11 protein-coding genes are annotated in these 14855 nt (G+C 67.1%); 3 read left to right on the top strand and 8 right to left on the bottom strand.

Translation table 11 applies throughout. The features are described 5' to 3' along the window. Window positions 1–11: 11 nt before the first annotated feature. Window positions 12–1073 (top strand): tRNA epoxyqueuosine(34) reductase QueG, encoded by a 1062-nt coding sequence (gene queG / locus AR323_RS01090; protein WP_057882096.1) that lies wholly within the window; start codon window positions 12–14, stop codon window positions 1071–1073. Here the strand turns inward: queG and AR323_RS01085 are convergent. The 5 genes from AR323_RS01085 to AR323_RS01065 all read right to left on the bottom strand — a co-directional run bounded on the left by AR323_RS01085 (window position 1057) and on the right by AR323_RS01065 (window position 9762). After that, window positions 1057–2283, bottom strand: coding sequence for an NAD(P)/FAD-dependent oxidoreductase (locus AR323_RS01085; protein ID WP_057882095.1), 1227 nt, complete (start codon window positions 2281–2283; stop codon window positions 1057–1059). The genes queG and AR323_RS01085 overlap by 17 nt on opposite strands. A 45-nt stretch (window positions 2284–2328) precedes the next feature. Beyond that, a complete protein-coding gene (locus tag AR323_RS01080; protein ID WP_057882094.1) occupies window positions 2329–7065 on the bottom strand; it encodes an NAD-glutamate dehydrogenase in 4737 nt (1578 codons plus the stop codon). A 150-nt stretch (window positions 7066–7215) separates the two neighbouring features. Then, entirely contained in the window at window positions 7216–8199 is a 984-nt protein-coding gene (locus tag AR323_RS01075) for an LLM class flavin-dependent oxidoreductase (protein ID WP_057882093.1), read from the bottom strand. Then, the gene (locus tag AR323_RS01070; protein WP_057882092.1) at window positions 8196–9029 is read right to left on the bottom strand and encodes a tetratricopeptide repeat protein; all 834 of its coding nucleotides are present in this window, start codon (window positions 9027–9029) and stop codon (window positions 8196–8198) included. Before AR323_RS01070 ends, AR323_RS01075 begins: the two co-directional genes overlap by 4 nt. 7 nt (window positions 9030–9036) lie before the next feature. Then, window positions 9037–9762 (bottom strand): alpha/beta fold hydrolase, encoded by a 726-nt coding sequence (locus AR323_RS01065; protein ID WP_057882091.1) that lies wholly within the window; start codon window positions 9760–9762, stop codon window positions 9037–9039. Between the two features lie 96 nt (window positions 9763–9858). On the opposite strand from AR323_RS01065, the gene AR323_RS01060 reads away from it, so the two are divergent. After that, window positions 9859–11514: an alkaline phosphatase D family protein gene (locus AR323_RS01060; protein ID WP_057882090.1), complete on the top strand. Its 1656-nt coding sequence runs from the start codon at window positions 9859–9861 to the stop codon at window positions 11512–11514. A 16-nt stretch (window positions 11515–11530) separates the two neighbouring features. Here AR323_RS01060 and AR323_RS01055 read toward each other — a convergent pair whose 3' ends face one another. The 3 genes from AR323_RS01055 to AR323_RS14790 are packed head-to-tail and all read right to left on the bottom strand — an operon-like array spanning window position 11531 to window position 12485. Beyond that, window positions 11531–11722: a helix-turn-helix transcriptional regulator gene (locus AR323_RS01055; protein WP_057882561.1), complete on the bottom strand. Its 192-nt coding sequence runs from the start codon at window positions 11720–11722 to the stop codon at window positions 11531–11533. After that, window positions 11719–12330: a hypothetical protein gene (locus AR323_RS01050; protein ID WP_057882089.1), complete on the bottom strand. Its 612-nt coding sequence runs from the start codon at window positions 12328–12330 to the stop codon at window positions 11719–11721. Before AR323_RS01050 ends, AR323_RS01055 begins: the two co-directional genes overlap by 4 nt. Continuing rightward, complete coding sequence (locus AR323_RS14790; RefSeq protein WP_161808698.1) at window positions 12327–12485, bottom strand: hypothetical protein; 159 nt, start codon at window positions 12483–12485, stop codon at window positions 12327–12329. The genes AR323_RS01050 and AR323_RS14790 overlap by 4 nt, the downstream gene beginning before the upstream one ends. 337 nt (window positions 12486–12822) lie before the next feature. Between AR323_RS14790 and thrS the strand changes: the two genes are divergently transcribed. Then, entirely contained in the window at window positions 12823–14847 is a 2025-nt protein-coding gene (thrS, locus tag AR323_RS01045) for a threonine--tRNA ligase (RefSeq protein ID WP_057882560.1), read from the top strand. Window positions 14848–14855: the final 8 nt, after the last annotated feature.

Below are 14855 nucleotides of genomic sequence, written 5' to 3'. Positions count from 1 at the left end.
CAACCCCAAGATTGGTTAATGGCGATCCAAGCGGCGACCTGCGCCAGCGGCTGATCGAGCGCGCGGGGACCGAGGGTTTCGTGGCGGTGGGCATCGCGTCCGCCGAAACGGACCCGGTGCGCGCCGCCCGGCTTCAGAGCTGGCTGGCCGATGGCCATCATGGATCGATGGAGTGGATGGTCGAGCGTGCGAAAGAGCGCGCTTCGGTCAAAGGACTTTGGCCCGCCGCCCGCAGCGTGATCGCGCTTGGCATGAGTTACGCCCCCGAAACCGATCCGCTGGCACTCGAAGGTCATCCGGACCGGGGCCGGATTTCGGTCTATGCACAGGGCCGCGACTATCACGACACGGTCAAGAAAGCTCTCAAGCGCCTCGCCCGCTGGCTGGTCGGGGAAGTTCCGGGAGCCGAGGTCAAGGTGTTCGTTGATACCGCCCCGGTCATGGAAAAGCCGCTGGGGCAAGTCGCGGGGATCGGTTGGCAGGGCAAGCACACCAATCTTGTCAGCCGGGTACACGGATCGTGGCTGTTCCTGGGCGCACTCTATACCACGATCGAGTTGGCATCGGACGGGGCGCATCCGGACACCTGTGGATCGTGCGACGCATGCCAGCGCGCCTGTCCCACTGATGCCTTCCCCGAACCGTACCGACTCGATGCGCGGCGCTGCATCTCGTATCTAACCATCGAGCATTCCGGCCCGATCCCGCACGAATTCCGCAAGGCGATCGGCAACCGCATCTACGGCTGCGACGATTGCCTTGCGGTGTGTCCGTGGAACAAGTTCGCGGATGCGGCTGCGTCCAACCGCGCTTTCCTGCCGCGCGCGGAACTGGCCGCCCCGCGGCTGCCGGAGCTGCTCGCACTCGACGATACGGGTTTCCGCGCGCTGTTCTCAGGCAGTCCGATCAAGCGGATCGGGCGCAACCGCTTCGTCCGCAATTGCCTGATCGCGGCGGGCAATTCGGGCGACGAGGCGCTGAGCGGACAGGTCGAAGCACTCTGCAGCGATCCCGACCCGGTGGTTGCCGAGGCGGCCCGTTGGGCGCTCGGGGAGCTCAGAGCAGGTCCTTGAGCGGACGTTCGGTATCGACCAGCGCGTCGAGGTCGGGCGCGGCCTTCGCCTCGATCAGCTTGCGTCCCTGGACGTAATCCTTGGTCGAGTTGACGCAATCGAGCGCGATCACGCGCCCTTCCTTGAGATAGATCACCGAGAACTTCGCTTGCGCCGGATCGCCGCGCACGAGGGCGGTATCGTGGCCGAGCGAAAGGCCAGCGGTCTGCAGCTTGAGGTCGAACTGGTTGGACCAGAACCACGGGAACGCGCGGTATGGCTCTTCGATGCCGGTGATGTGCTTGGCGGCGGTGCTCGCCATGTCGTTCGCGTTCTGCACCGATTCGACGCGGATTACCGCCCCGTCTGCCCAAGGGCTGGCATGGGCGGCGCAATCGCCGATAGCGTAGACATCGGGCAGGGCGGTGCGGCAGAACTCGTCCACGTCCACGCCGTTCGCACCCGCCGCGCCGGCTGCGATAAGCGGACCGGCAGCGGGCACGATGCCGATCCCGACGACCACCATGTCGCAGTCGATCGCTGTCCCGTCGGCCAGGATCGCCCGGCGGACCCAGCCGTTTTCTCCTTCCAGCTTATCGACCGTCGCCTCGAGCCGGATATCGACCCCCTGTTCGCGGTGATAGGCGGTGTAGAAATCGCTCAGCGCCTCCCCCGCGACGCGGGCCAGTACGCGCGGCAGGGCTTCGAGCAACGTGACGGTGCATCCCAGCTTGGTGAGCACGGCCGCCGCCTCGAGCCCGATGTAACCGCCCCCCACCACGACGACCCGCTTCGCCCCGTTGTCGAGCTCGGCCATGATGCGGTCGGCATCGGCCTTGTCGCGCACTGCGTGGATGCCCGACAGGTCGGCGCCCGGACACGACAGGCGGCGCGGATTGCCGCCCGCCGCCCAGATCAGCTTGCCGTATCCGATCTCGCTGCCATCGGTGAGCTTGAGAGTGTGCGCCTCGGGATCGACCGAGACGACGGCTGCACCAGGCCGCAACGCGATCTGTCGCTCTTCCCAGAATGCGGGCGGGCGGATCAGGATGCGCTCGAACGGCTTTTCCCGGGCGAGGTATTCTTTCGACAGCGGCGGACGTTCGTAGGGCGGATCGTTGTCGCGACCCAGCATGATGACCGAGCCTTCGAAGCCTTGCTGGCGCAGGGCGATTGCCGCCTGCGCGCCGCCGTGGCCAGATCCGACGATGACGACGTCCGCGCTATCCATGAGTGGCGGACTTGCCGTAATCGCGGCGCTCGTCAAGGCAGGGCGCTACCGGGCCAGCAGGTTGCGCGCTTGGCTGGCGATCTGCGCCAGCATGGCCGGCGCGACCGATCCCTGCGATTGCGCGCGACCGATCATCGTGCGGAATTGCCGGATCGCGGCCGAATGATCGTCCGCCCAAGTCGCGACCGCGGACGATGGATCGTCCTTCGCGCCTTTGCGCCGCGACAGCCGGTGCAGGAACTCGAGTCGCATCTGCTGGAAGTCGCGCGACAGGCCGGCCACGAGCAGCCGCTCCCACACGTCCGACGGGTTCATCATCGCGGCAGTGCTCTGCGCCCAATCGAGCCCGAGGCGGTGGCCCAGATCGGTAAACGCGGCGGTGAGAGACCGCGCCTCGATCCCGGCATCCTTTGACAGCAAGGCCAGGCCGACCGCGCCGTCGATGTCGTAAAGATGGGCGACTTTCGCTGCGAGCTTTTCGGGTGCGCCCAACTGGACGAACTCGGCTACCAAGCGAGCCGATTGGTCGCGCGAAGCCACCGTAAGCAGGTCTCCGGTTGCGCCCGAAAGTTGCTGCACCCGCTTGTCGAGAGCGGCAATCAGTACGCTGGGCGCCGTGGTGCTGGCTCCTGCGCGGATAAGGTCGGCCATCTGGCTGCGCAAGGCACCGGCGGCGTGGCGGAACAGGTAAATCCGCGCCTCTTCGGGCATTTTCGCCGTTTCGATCTCTGCCCACAGCGCGTTCATGCCGAACAGCTTCTCCGCGGCCACGAATGCCGCGCATATGTCGGCCAGCCCCACGCCTTCCTCTTCGGAAAGTTCGAAGGGATGGACCAGACCCATGCGGTTGACGATCAGGTTGGCCAGCCCGGTGGCGACGATCGCGCGGCGCAGCTGGTGCCCCTCGATCTGGCGCCGGTAAGTCGAACGCATCGCCGATGGGAAGTAATCGACAAGCAGGTCGGTCAGCGCAGCATCGTCGGGCAGCGACGACGCTTCGATGGCATCCTGCAGCACGAGCTTGGTCGAGGACAGCAGGACGGCGAGTTCCGGCCGGGTTAGGCCGAAGCCGTCGCCCGCGCGGCGGCTGAGCGTTTCTCCCGATGCGAGCCCCTCGGTCTGGCGGTCGAGCGCGCCGCGCGCCTCGAGGGCCTCGATCAAGTGCAACTGGGCCGCAACGGCGGGCGCGCCGCCAGCCTTCGCGATCGACAGCGCGAGTGCCTGCAGACGGTTGTTTTCGAGCACGAGGTGAGCGACCTCGTCGGTCATCGATTCAAGCAGCGCAACACGCTTGGGCTCGCTCAGCTTGCCCGCACGCTTCGCCGCGGCGAGCGCGATCTTGATGTTGACCTCGTGGTCCGAGCAATCGACGCCCGCCGAATTATCGATGAAATCGGTATTGATCCGACCGCCGCCGAGCGCGAACTCGATGCGCGCGGCCTGCGTCACGCCCAGGTTTGCGCCTTCGCCGATCACCTTCGCGCGCACTTCGTTGGCATCGACGCGCAGCGCATCGTTCGCCGGATCGCCGACCTGCGCGGTCGCCTCGTGGCTGGCCTTCAGGTACGTGCCGATGCCGCCGAACCAGATGAGGTCCACCGGCGACTTGAGGATGGCCGAGATCAGCGCCTCGGGCTCGATCTCGCTGACGTCGAGATCGAGCGCCTTGCGGACTTCCTTGGTCAGCGGGATGCGCTTCAGCGAGCGGGCGACGACGCCGCCGCCCCTGCTGATCAAGGCCTTGTCGTAATCCTCCCAGCTCGACCGCGGAAGGCCGAACATGCGCTTCCGCTCCTTCCAGCTCGCCGCCGGATCGGGATCGGGATCGAGGAATATATGGCGATGATCGAATGCGGCGACCAGCTTGATCACCTTGGACAACAGCATACCGTTGCCGAACACGTCGCCCGACATGTCGCCGCAACCGACCACGCGGACCGTCTCGGTCTGAACGTCGGTGCCCATTTCGAGGAAGTGGCGCTGGACGCTGACCCAGGCACCCTTGGCGGTGATGCCCATCGCCTTGTGGTCGTAACCGTTCGAGCCGCCGCTGGCGAACGCATCGTCCAGCCAGAAATCGTGGTCTTCGGCTATCCCGTTGGCAATGTCGGAAAAGGTCGCGGTGCCCTTGTCCGCGGCAACCACGAAGTACGGATCCTCGCCGTCATGGATCACGACGCCTGCGGGATGGAGGACCTTGTCCTTCACGATGTTGTCGGTGATCGACAGCAGCGTGCGGATGAACACTTCATAGCTGGCACGCCCTTCGGCGGCCCAGCCTTCGCGATCGCGCGAGGGATCGGGTAACTGCTTGGGATAGAACCCGCCCTTCGCGCCGGTCGGCACGATGACGGCGTTCTTTACTCGCTGGGCTTTCATCAGACCGAGGATCTCGGTGCGGAAGTCGTCGCGCCGGTCGGACCAGCGCAAGCCGCCGCGCGCGATCGGGCCCGCGCGCAGGTGGATACCCTCGACGCGCCGCGAATAGACGAACACCTCGCGCCACGGCACCGGCTTGGGCAGGCCAGGGACCAGCGTGGAATCGATCTTGAAAGCCAGCGCTTCGCGCCCCGCGGGCGCGAAGGCATTGGTCCGCAGAACCGCGCCGATCGCGGCATGGTAGAGCCGCAGCAGGCGGTCGTCGTTGATCGCCGCGACCTGGCCCAGGCCGCGCTTGATCGCCTCATCGTGGCGAGCCGCTTCGGCTGCGCGGTCGCCCTTGAACGCAGGATCGTGGCGTGCCGCGAACAGGGCGACGAGCGGCATGGTGACCTGCGGTGCGCGCTCGAGGGCATCGACCACGGTATAGATCGTGAAGCCCATGCCCGCCTGGCGCAGGTAGCGATAGAAGGCGCGCAGCAGGTCCGCCTCGCGCGCCGACAGGCCGGTGCCGCTGACTAGACGGTTGAAAGGATCGTTCTCCGCCTGCCCATTGAGGACCGCGACGATCGCCTCCTCGATCTGGGTCGCCCGGTCGAGCAAGGCCTCAGCCTCGCCGCCTCCTTGCAGCGCAAGGGTGAAATCGTGGATCGTGCCGAGGTCGCCGCCATGCAGATCCGCGCCGCCCAGCGCGGTCGGCACTTCCTCGAGCACCCGGAAACCGAAGTTCTCGAGCGCGGGGACGGCGTCGGACAGGGCCAGCACGCCTTCGTGCTGATAGACTTTCAGGCGCAGGTTGCCCGCCGGATCGCCTTCGAGTCGATAGAGCCGCGCGTCTCGCAGTTCCGCGTTGCCCGCTTCGTTTCCGGCGAGCCCGCGCAGGCGGCGGATGTCGCGCGCGGCTTCGGCAGCGCCATAGGCGGTGCGGTAGGCGGTGGGAAAACTGTCGGCATAGCGGGCGGCGAGCGCGGCGGCGCGCGAGGCATCTTCTCCTCCGCCAGCCAGTTCGCTCTCGACCGCTTCACCCCAGCCGCGCAACAATGCGAGGATCGCAGCCTCGATCGCCTCGGCATCGGGCGACCCGGTGTTCTCGCGGAAATCGAGAACGTAACGCAGCATGGCGAGGTTGCCGCCTTCGACCTGCAGGCTCCAGTCGAGCGCCTTGGCCCCGGCGCCTTCTTCCAGAAGGTCCTCGATCTGCATCCGGACCTGCGTCGACAGCATGTCGCGCGGCAGCCAGACGAACGCGAACAGGTGGCGCGAGAGCGGCGCCTCGACCAGCGCGAGGCGCGGGCGCGGGCGGTCGACCAGGCTCATCATCGTGGTTGCCACGCGCTCGATGTCGGCGTCGGAGAAACCGATGACGAGGTCGTGCGGCAGTGCGGTGAGCGCGTGGACCAGCGACTTGCCCGCATGGCCGTGCGGATCGAACCCGAACCGGGTGTTGAGATCGGCCAGTTGCGTCCGCAGACGGGGCACTTGCGCGGGCGGCGTGGCGAGCGACGCGCTCGTCCACACGCCTGCATGGATCGACAGCGCCGCGATCTTTCCCGCCTCGATCACGGGAACGATGAACAGGTCGAGAGGCACGCGGCGGTGCACGTTCGACATCCGGTTGGCCTTGACGATCAGCGGTGCGCGACCGCCCCCGTTTTTCGGATCGTCGAACCAGGCGAACGCGCGTTCGATGCTGGGGTCGGCAAGGATGTTCTTCGCGCTCTTGCGACATACGCCCAGCACGTTGCTGTGGCTGCCGTCGCGCTTGCGAGTGACGTGACCGAGCTGCGTCAACATCCCGCCCTCGAGCCAGCGGAGCAGCGCGGCGCCCTCGCTGTCGGTCAGGCGCGCCGCGTCTTCCAGCATCGCTTCGCGCATTTTGGGCCAGTCGGTCACTGCCGCGCGCACATCACTCAGCGTTACCCGCAGCTCGTGTTCGAGTTCGCGGCGCTGGCGGGCGTCGGTGCGCGGCGTTTCGATATAAATCATCGATTCGCGCGGCTCGCCGTTCGCCGAGGCGCCATCGGGAAGGTTCTGCAGTTCGAAGGATTCGTTGCGCTGTACCGGCACCACTGGGTGGAGCAGGCGGTCGATCGACAGTCCGTGCGCGGCGATCGTCGCGGCGACCGAATCGACCAGGAACGGCATGTCGTCGTTAATCAACGCGATCCGCATGAAGCGCCGCTCGTCGCTGGCAGAGGCGATCACGATGGTCGCTTCGCCCGGTTCGCGCACGGCGGCGGATTCGAGCACGAAGGAAGCGGCTTCTTCCAGCCGGCTTGCTTCGAAGACGAGGTCGCCGGGGAGGAGCGATTCGCGCATCCGCGCCGCGAGCGCCTTCGCGGTAGCCGCCGCGCTTTTCCGGCGGGTGTCGGTCGTCTTCGAATCGCGGTTTCCGGCGGCCATCCTGCGTGCTCCGTCAGCCCGTCGGTGCCACGCGGGCCTGTTATAATGTTGCCGCGTTTCGCAGCAATGTGACGCCCGTTACCGCCATGCGCTGGGGGTAGCAACCCCGCACTGCACCGGCTTAGAAGCTATACGCTCTCGGCTGCGGATTTATCCAGCCAAAGCCTCGACCGTCAGCGCAAGCGAGTGCTCGCGAGCCGCCGGATCGTAAGTAGCGCCCGATACGATGATCTCGTCGGCACCGGTCCGATCGACGAAGCGTCCGATCGCGGCACGCACCGTTGCCGGAGATCCCACCGCGCTCGCCTGTCCGATGTGGGTCAGCAACCCTTGCGCCGAAACGGGTAGCGTATCGCGATACCCCGGGACCGGCGGGGGAAGCTTGCCCGGCTGGCTGGTCCGCAGGCGGACGAAACTTTGCTGCTGGCTCGATGCGATCAGTTCGGCCTCGGCATCGGTTTCCGCGGTGAACACGGTCATGGCGGGCATGACGTAGGGCTTCTGGAGCCATTCGGACGGCTGGAACCGCTGCCTGTAATGCGCCAGCGCGGCGTCGAGATGATCGGGCGCGAAGTGTGATGCGAAGGCGTACGGCATCCCGAGTTGCGCGGCGAGATCGGCGCCGAACAGGCTGGATCCGAGCATCCACATTTCGACTCGCGATCCCCGACCGGGGGTCGCCTGGACGCCCAGCGCCGGATCGCCATCGAACAGCGCGCGCAGTTCGAGCACATCCTGCGGGAAAAATTCCGAGGCCTGATGCAGGTTCTTGCGCAGCGCGCGGGCAAGCTCGGGCCCAGCACCGGGTGCCCGGCCGAGGCCGAGGTCAATGCGGCCCGGAAACAGCGCGTCGAGCGTCCCGAACTGTTCGGCGATCACGAACGGGTTGTGGTTGGGCAGCATGATCCCGCCCGATCCGATGCGGATGCTCGATGTGGCGTGGCCCACGTGGGCGATCACGACCGCGGTCGCCGCCCCGCCGATCCCGTCCATCGTATGGTGCTCGGCGATCCAGAAGCGGCGATATCCGTGCCGCTCGGCTGCTTGGGCGAGGCTGGCGGTGGCGGCATAGGCTTCGGGCAGGGTGCCGCCTTCGCGAATGGGAACGAGGTCGAGGACCGAAAGGGGCGTCATTGGGCAAGCTGCTCCAGATAGGACTTGGCGGCAGCAGCCTGCGGGCTGTCGGGCGCGGCGGCAAGGACCGACTGGAACGATTGGCGCGCCGCATCGTCGCGGCCCGCCAGCGCGGCGATGACGCCCGCCTCGAGCCCGATTGCCGGATCGCGCGGGTCGATGGTTGCAGCGCGCTCGATGTAAGTTTGAGCGCCCGAAAAGTCTTCCAACCGCCTTGCTAGCGTGGCCGACAGCAGCCACGCCTGCGGATCGTCCGGCGTTAGTGTGCGGGCCTCGGCCAGCGCTTTGCCCGCCTCCGTTTCGCGACCGAGTGCGACCAGCGCGGTGGCCCGATCCTGCGCGATCGCGCCGCGCAGGTAGGCATCGCCCGGGTCTTCGCCGCGCACAGTGTCCAGCAGCGTCAGCGCCTCGGCGGCCCTGCCTTGCGACAGGAGCGCACTGCCCGCCAACGCGCCCATCCGCGTGCGGAACGTGGGGTCCGTCGCCCCTTCGCGCGCGGCGATAAAGGCGTCCGCCGCCCCGGCCCAGTCGCCCAGATTGCCTGCTGCGACACCCAGGCAATGCCGCCCGGTCGCCCGCTGAAGGCCGTCGGTGCGGGAAATCCACTCGGCGGCGAAATCGCGAGCCCGTGCCGGGTCGCTGCGCGCGGTGTCGAGGCACAGTTCGATCGCGGGACGGTTCGGGGACCGGTCGAGCAGCGGCGCGGTGCGCACTCCCTCGCGCGGGGGGCGGTTCTGGAGTTCAGGCGGCACCGCGGTGATCGGCGACGCGGTCGGCGCGGGGCCGACCTGCATCAGGGCAAGCGGGATCAGGAAGGGAAGAGTCAGCATCGGGCCTCTACAGCGCTTCGACCGTTCGCAGCAGCAGGGCGATGTCCTGCTCGCGGCTCAGCCGGTGATCGCCGTCCTTGACCAACGTCAGGTGAACGTCGGGCGAATGGAGCGCGGCAACCAGGCGTTGCGACACCTCGAAGGGAACGTCCGTGTCCTCCATCCCGTGGATCAGTCTCACCGGGCAACTGAGCGCGATCGGGTTGTCGAGCCGCCGGTTGGCCTGCCCGTCCGACCAGAAGCCGGGATGGGTAGGGGTCGGTTCGGGGCCGTAGGGGTTGTCCTCAAGGAGCGTCTCGCCCCTTGCGAGCTGCCCCTTCTGCTCCGGATCGAAGCCCCATTCGGTGAAGTCGGGCGCGGGGGCGATGCCGACGAGCGCGTGCAGTCGCGCACCGAGTGCCTCTCCGACAAGCAGCATCAGCCAGCCGCCCATCGAAGAGCCGACGAGTATGGACGGCCCCTCCACCCGCGCCTCGATCAGCGCCAGCACCTCGTCGCGCCAGCGCGACAGCGTGCCCTCGGCAAAATCGCCGTAAGACAGCCCGCAGCCGGAATAATCGAGCAAGAGGCACCCCCGCTCGCTCTTCCTCGCCCACTCAAACACTGCCGTCGCCTTGCTGCCGGTCAGGTCGGACTTGTAGCCGGGCAGGAAAACGATCGTCGGGCCTTCTCCGGCCAAATGCCGGAAGGCGATCCGGCGGCCGTGGGCGTCGTGATACTGCAAAGTGTCCATGCAAGGGGGACATGGCCCCGTCGGCCTGCGAGGGCAATCGAGGCGTGACATAGCGGTGCGAAAAATGCACCTATCGAATTGAGGAGAAACGCGTTCATGACCGCCCGCATGCCGCCCCAGACGATCCGCCTTCCCGTGCTCGATCGCCGCTCGCTGCTGGGGGGCGGCCTGCTTGGCCTTGGGCTCATGTCCGCACCCCTTGCTGCGCAAGTGGGGGGCGGTTTCACGCACGGTGTCGCGAGTGGAGAGCCTTCGCCCAAATCGGTCCTGCTGTGGACGCGCTTCGTCGGCAGCCGCCCGGCGCGACTGCGGTGGGAAGTCTCGGAAAGCGCCGAGTTCGCCCGCGTCGTCGGCGGCGGTTCGGTGCGCGCGGCTCCCAGCAACGACTGGTGTGTAAAAGCGGTCGCGACCGGGCTGGAGCCGGGCCGGTGGTATCACTACCGCTTCGTCGCACCCGACGGTTCGTTCTCGGCGGTCGGGCGCACGCGCACGTTGCCCGAAGGCCAGACCGACCGGTTCCGGATGGCGGTGTTCAGCTGCTCGAACCTGGGATTCGGCCACTTCAACGGCTACGCGCACGCCGCGCAGGCGGACGAGTTCGAGCTGGCGGTCCACCTCGGTGACTACCTCTACGAGTACGATTCGGCGAACTATCCGTCCGAAGACCAGCGGCTTCCCGGGCGCGACGTCGAGCCGGTGAGCGAGATCGTCCGCCTCGCCGATTACCGGCTGCGCTATGCCAGCTATCGGCGCGATCCCGACCTGTTGCGCCTCCACCAGCTCTACCCGATGGTATCGGTGTTCGACGATCACGAATCGGCCAACGATTCGTGGAAGGGCGGTGCGCAGAACCACTCCTCCGAGACCGAGGGACCATGGTCCGCCCGCAAGCGCGCCGCGCTGAAGGCGCGCAGCGAATGGATGCCGGTGTCGGACGACCCCTGGGCGCGCTACGACATCGGCGACCTTGCCACGCTGTTCCGGCTGGAGACCCGGCTGACCGCGCGCGACAAGCCGCTCGACCTGGCGGATATCACGCGGGGCATGTCTCCCGACGCGGCTGGATCCGCGCTGCGCTCGCTGCGCGAGGGCGCCTGGGCCGATCCGGCCCGCACGATGATGGGCGCGCAGCAGGAACGCTGGCTCGCAAACGGAATGGCCGCCTCCGTGCGATCGGGCCGCAAGTGGCAGGTTCTCGCGCAACAAGTTGTGATGGGCCGGCTCTCGACCCCGCCGGACCTCGCCGAGCGAGTGGGAAGCGATGCTCCCGACTACGTCCGGCGGCGACTGGCGGCTGCGGTGGCTGCGGGGCGGGCGGGCTTGCCGGCCAACATGGACGCCTGGGACGGCTATCCGGCGGCGCGTGAGCGGCTGCTGCGGGCTGCGCGCGAGGCGAACGCCAACCTCGTCACGCTGACCGGCGATACGCACAATGCCTGGGCGTTCCAGCTGGCGCACGGCGGTGAAGCGGCGGGCGTGGAATTCGCCGGCCAGTCGGTCACCTCGCCCGGGTTCGAAGGAACGCTCGGCAAGCTGCCCCCGACCGATCTTGCCGCATCGCTGGTGCGGCACAATCCGCAGCTCGCCTGGACCGATACCAGCCGGCGCGGCTACATGGCGGTCGAGCTGACGCCCCAGCGCGCGATCTGCGAATGGCGGTTTACTCCGACGGTACGCCAGCGCTCGGCGGAGCTGGCCGGGACCCACCGGATGAGCGCAACGGCCGGAGCGAACCGCTTCGACACCACCTGACGGAGACCTCGCGCGCTCAATCGCGCAAGAAGATCGACTCGATCGGCATCCCGAACAGTTCGGCGATGCGGAAGGCGAGCGGCAGGGAGGGGTCGTAACGCCCGGTCTCGATGGCGTTGACGCTCTGGCGCGAAACCTCGAGCTGCCGCGCCAGGTCCTCCTGGCTCCAGTCGCGTTCGGCGCGCAGGACCTTAAGGCGGTTCTTCACGCCTCGTCCCCGCTGCGGTCGCGCCAGGCCATCCAGCACTGCGCCACGCCCATGCCGATCGCCCAGGCAGGAAACGTCCACCATGCCCACACGTGCGGCACGACGCCGAACGTCTCCAGGAATCCCCAGAAGCTGCCCGCCGCCAGCACCACACCAAGCCCGAACAGCGAAGCCATCATCGCGCGGTGGCGCAGGAATTCGTCTTCCTCCTCGACGAGGTAGCGGCCCATGGCCCAGATCATCGCGAAGATCGGCACGATGGGGAGCAGGGCGATCGCAAAGGCCTCCGCGCCGTCCAGTCCGAAGCGTTCGTGTAGCCAGACCGCCAACCCGAGGCCGAGAACGTAGCCGAACGTCGCGATCATGAACCGCCGGGTGTATCGCACCACTGCCGGACTCAGGTGGCCCGTCGCCCGCTGCCGGGCGAGTCCCGCACGGGTCAGCGGGATGATGAGCATCATCGCGCACGCCATTAGGATGAAACCCGTCGTCTCGCCGATTGCGTCGGTGATCCGCAGGGCGGAGATGATTGCGAAAGAGGCTATCATCATCCCGGCCCAGAACCATGAGGAGCGGCGCGCGCCATCTTCGGCGGCGGCGACGGTCACCGTGCCGCTCCGCAACGTTGGGCGCTGCCGGCGGCGAGCAGCGGCAAGGTCAGGATCGCGGCGATCGTCGTCCAGTTGGGCAGGATGCCGGCGATTTTGAGAGCGGCCACGGCCATGATCGCGGCGGCCCAAAGAAGCGCAATTGGTCGGGTCATTTGGTCAAGCTCCCTTGATCTGATGTAAAGGGTACTAGACATTCGAAGGTTAGATGTCAAGCGACCGTGACAAAATGGATAAGGAGCTTGTCATTCGCTCACGCTTGAAGCGGGCGCCTCGCTTGGCTATGTCGCCTGCCATGAACGCTTTTGCGATTACGACTACCACTACCACCCGGTTCACCCGGGGGCGGTCGGACGCGCGCTAGTCGCGTTCGCCGCAGCCCGGTTTCGGGCGGTGCGGCGTTCCTCCCGAAATTTCGGGTAACCCCAACGCCGCACTTCAAGCGCGCGCGCACCTGTGCCAATGCGCCGCGAAAGCGAAAGCGGTGACACGATGACGGAACTTCTGAAGATCAGCCTGCCCGACGGTTCGGTGCGCGAAGTGCCGCGGGGCAGCACCCCCGCCGATATCGCCGCCGCGATCGGGCCGGGTCTCGCCAAGGCCGCGCTCGCCGCGCGAGTGGATGGGGAACTGCGCGACCTCAACCGCGCCTTCGACGGCGACGCCCAGTTGGCGCTGGTGACCGCGCGCGACGAAGCGGATGCGCTGGAACTTGCGCGCCACGACTATGCCCATGTTCTGGCCGAGGCTGTACAGGCATTGTGGCCCGGCACGCAGATCACCTTCGGCCCGGCGACCGACGACGGATTCTATTACGACGTGATGGCACCCGCCGGGCGCGAGCCGTTCTCGATGGACGACCTGCCCGCGATCGAGGAAAAAATGCGTGAGATCATTCGCGCCGACAAGCCGTTGGTGCGCGAGGTCTGGAGCCGCCAGCAGCTGATCGACAAGTGGCGGGCCGATGGCGAGAGCTTCAAGGCCGAATGGGCGACCGAACTTCCCGAGAACGAGGAACTGACGGTCTATCATTCGGGACAGCCGGGTTCGGAAGGCGCGTGGCTCGATATGTGCCGCGGGCCGCATCTGCCCTCGACCGGCAAGCTCGATCCCGCCGCGTTCAAGCTGATGCGGGTCGCGGGCGCCTATTGGCGCGGCGACCAGAAGAACGCCCAGCTTACGCGTATTTACGGCACGGGCTGGCTCAACAAGAAGCAACTTGACCAGCATCTCCACAGGCTGGAGGAAGCCGCCAAGCGCGACCACCGCAAGCTGGGCCGCGAGATGGATCTGTTCCACCTGCAGGAAGAAGCACACGGCAGCGTATTCTGGCATCCGCAGGGCTTCCGCATCTGGCGCGAGCTGGAAGCCTATATGCGCCGCGCGATCGACGGCGCCGGCTACCAGGAGGTCAAGACTCCGCAGGTGATGGACGCGCGTCAGTGGGAGCAATCCGGCCACTGGGGCAAGTATCGCGAGAACATGTTCGTCATCCCCGACGAAGTGCCCAATACCGAGGACGAGGGACCGGTCATCAGCGGAGAGGCCGACTGGATGGCGCTCAAGCCGATGAACTGCCCGGCGCACGTGCTGATTTTCCGCCAGGGGCTCAAGAGCTACCGCGAGCTTCCACTACGGCTATACGAAAACGGCTGCTGCCACCGCAACGAGCCGCACGGTGCGCTCCACGGCCTGATGCGCGTGCGCCAGTTCACTCAGGACGACGCGCATATCTTCTGCCGCGAGGACCAGATCGTGTCGGAAGTGCGCGCGTTCTGCGAACTCGCCGACAGGGTCTATCGCGACTTCGGCTTCACCTATTCGGTCAAGCTCGCGCTCCGGCCCGAGCACCGGTACGGCTCCGACGCGGATTGGGACAAGGCCGAGGCCGAACTGCGACAGGCGGTGGTCGACGCCGGACTCGCAACCGAGGAATACGGCTGGGAAGAACTGCCGGGCGAAGGCGCATTCTATGCGCCGAAGCTCGAATGGCACCTCACCGACGCGATCGGGCGGACCTGGCAGGTCGGCACGATCCAGTCGGACCGCGTGCTGCCCGAGCGGCTGGACGCGAGTTACGTCGGCGAGGACGGCGAAAAGCATCGCCCGGTCATGCTTCACCGGGCTATCTTCGGCAGTTACGAGCGGTTCATCGGCATCCTGATCGAACACTTTGCCGGGAAGCTGCCGGTCTGGCTCGCCCCGACGCAGGCGGTCGTTGCGACGATCGTTTCCGACGCCGACGACTATGCGCGCGAAGTGGTCGCGAAGCTGGAGGCCGCGGGCATCCGGGTCGAGGCGGATCTCAGGAACGAGAAAATCAACTACAAGGTGCGCGAGCACAGCCTGGCCAAGGTCCCGCATCTGCTGGTCGTCGGCAAGCGCGAGGCGGAGGAGGGCAAGGTCGCCGTCCGCACGCTGGGCGCGGAACACCAGAAGGTGATCACGCTGGACGAGGCGCTCGCCATGCTGGTTGGCGAAGCGACCCCGCCGGACCTGTCCACTTCCACTCACTGACGGAGAAC

This window comes from Tsuneonella troitsensis (genome assembly GCF_001441535.1).
Lineage (GTDB): Bacteria > Pseudomonadota > Alphaproteobacteria > Sphingomonadales > Sphingomonadaceae > Tsuneonella > Tsuneonella troitsensis.
Note: the sequence above shows the minus strand (reverse complement) of the source record. Positions and strands in the feature narration are given on the sequence as shown.

Excerpts from the sequence above, each read along its gene's own strand:
- AR323_RS01085 (WP_057882095.1), bottom strand. The coding sequence starts at position 2,283 with ATGGATAGCGCGGACGTCGTCATCGTCGGATCTGGCCACGGCGGCGCG.
- thrS (WP_057882560.1), top strand. The coding sequence starts at position 12,823 with ATGACGGAACTTCTGAAGATCAGCCTGCCCGACGGTTCGGTGCGCGAA.
- AR323_RS01075 (WP_057882093.1), bottom strand. The coding sequence starts at position 8,199 with ATGACGCCCCTTTCGGTCCTCGACCTCGTTCCCATTCGCGAAGGCGGC.
- AR323_RS01070 (WP_057882092.1), bottom strand. The coding sequence starts at position 9,029 with ATGCTGACTCTTCCCTTCCTGATCCCGCTTGCCCTGATGCAGGTCGGC.
- AR323_RS01065 (WP_057882091.1), bottom strand. The coding sequence starts at position 9,762 with ATGGACACTTTGCAGTATCACGACGCCCACGGCCGCCGGATCGCCTTC.
- AR323_RS14790 (WP_161808698.1), bottom strand. The coding sequence starts at position 12,485 with ATGACCCGACCAATTGCGCTTCTTTGGGCCGCCGCGATCATGGCCGTG.
- AR323_RS01060 (WP_057882090.1), top strand. The coding sequence starts at position 9,859 with ATGACCGCCCGCATGCCGCCCCAGACGATCCGCCTTCCCGTGCTCGAT.
- AR323_RS01080 (WP_057882094.1), bottom strand. The coding sequence starts at position 7,065 with ATGGCCGCCGGAAACCGCGATTCGAAGACGACCGACACCCGCCGGAAA.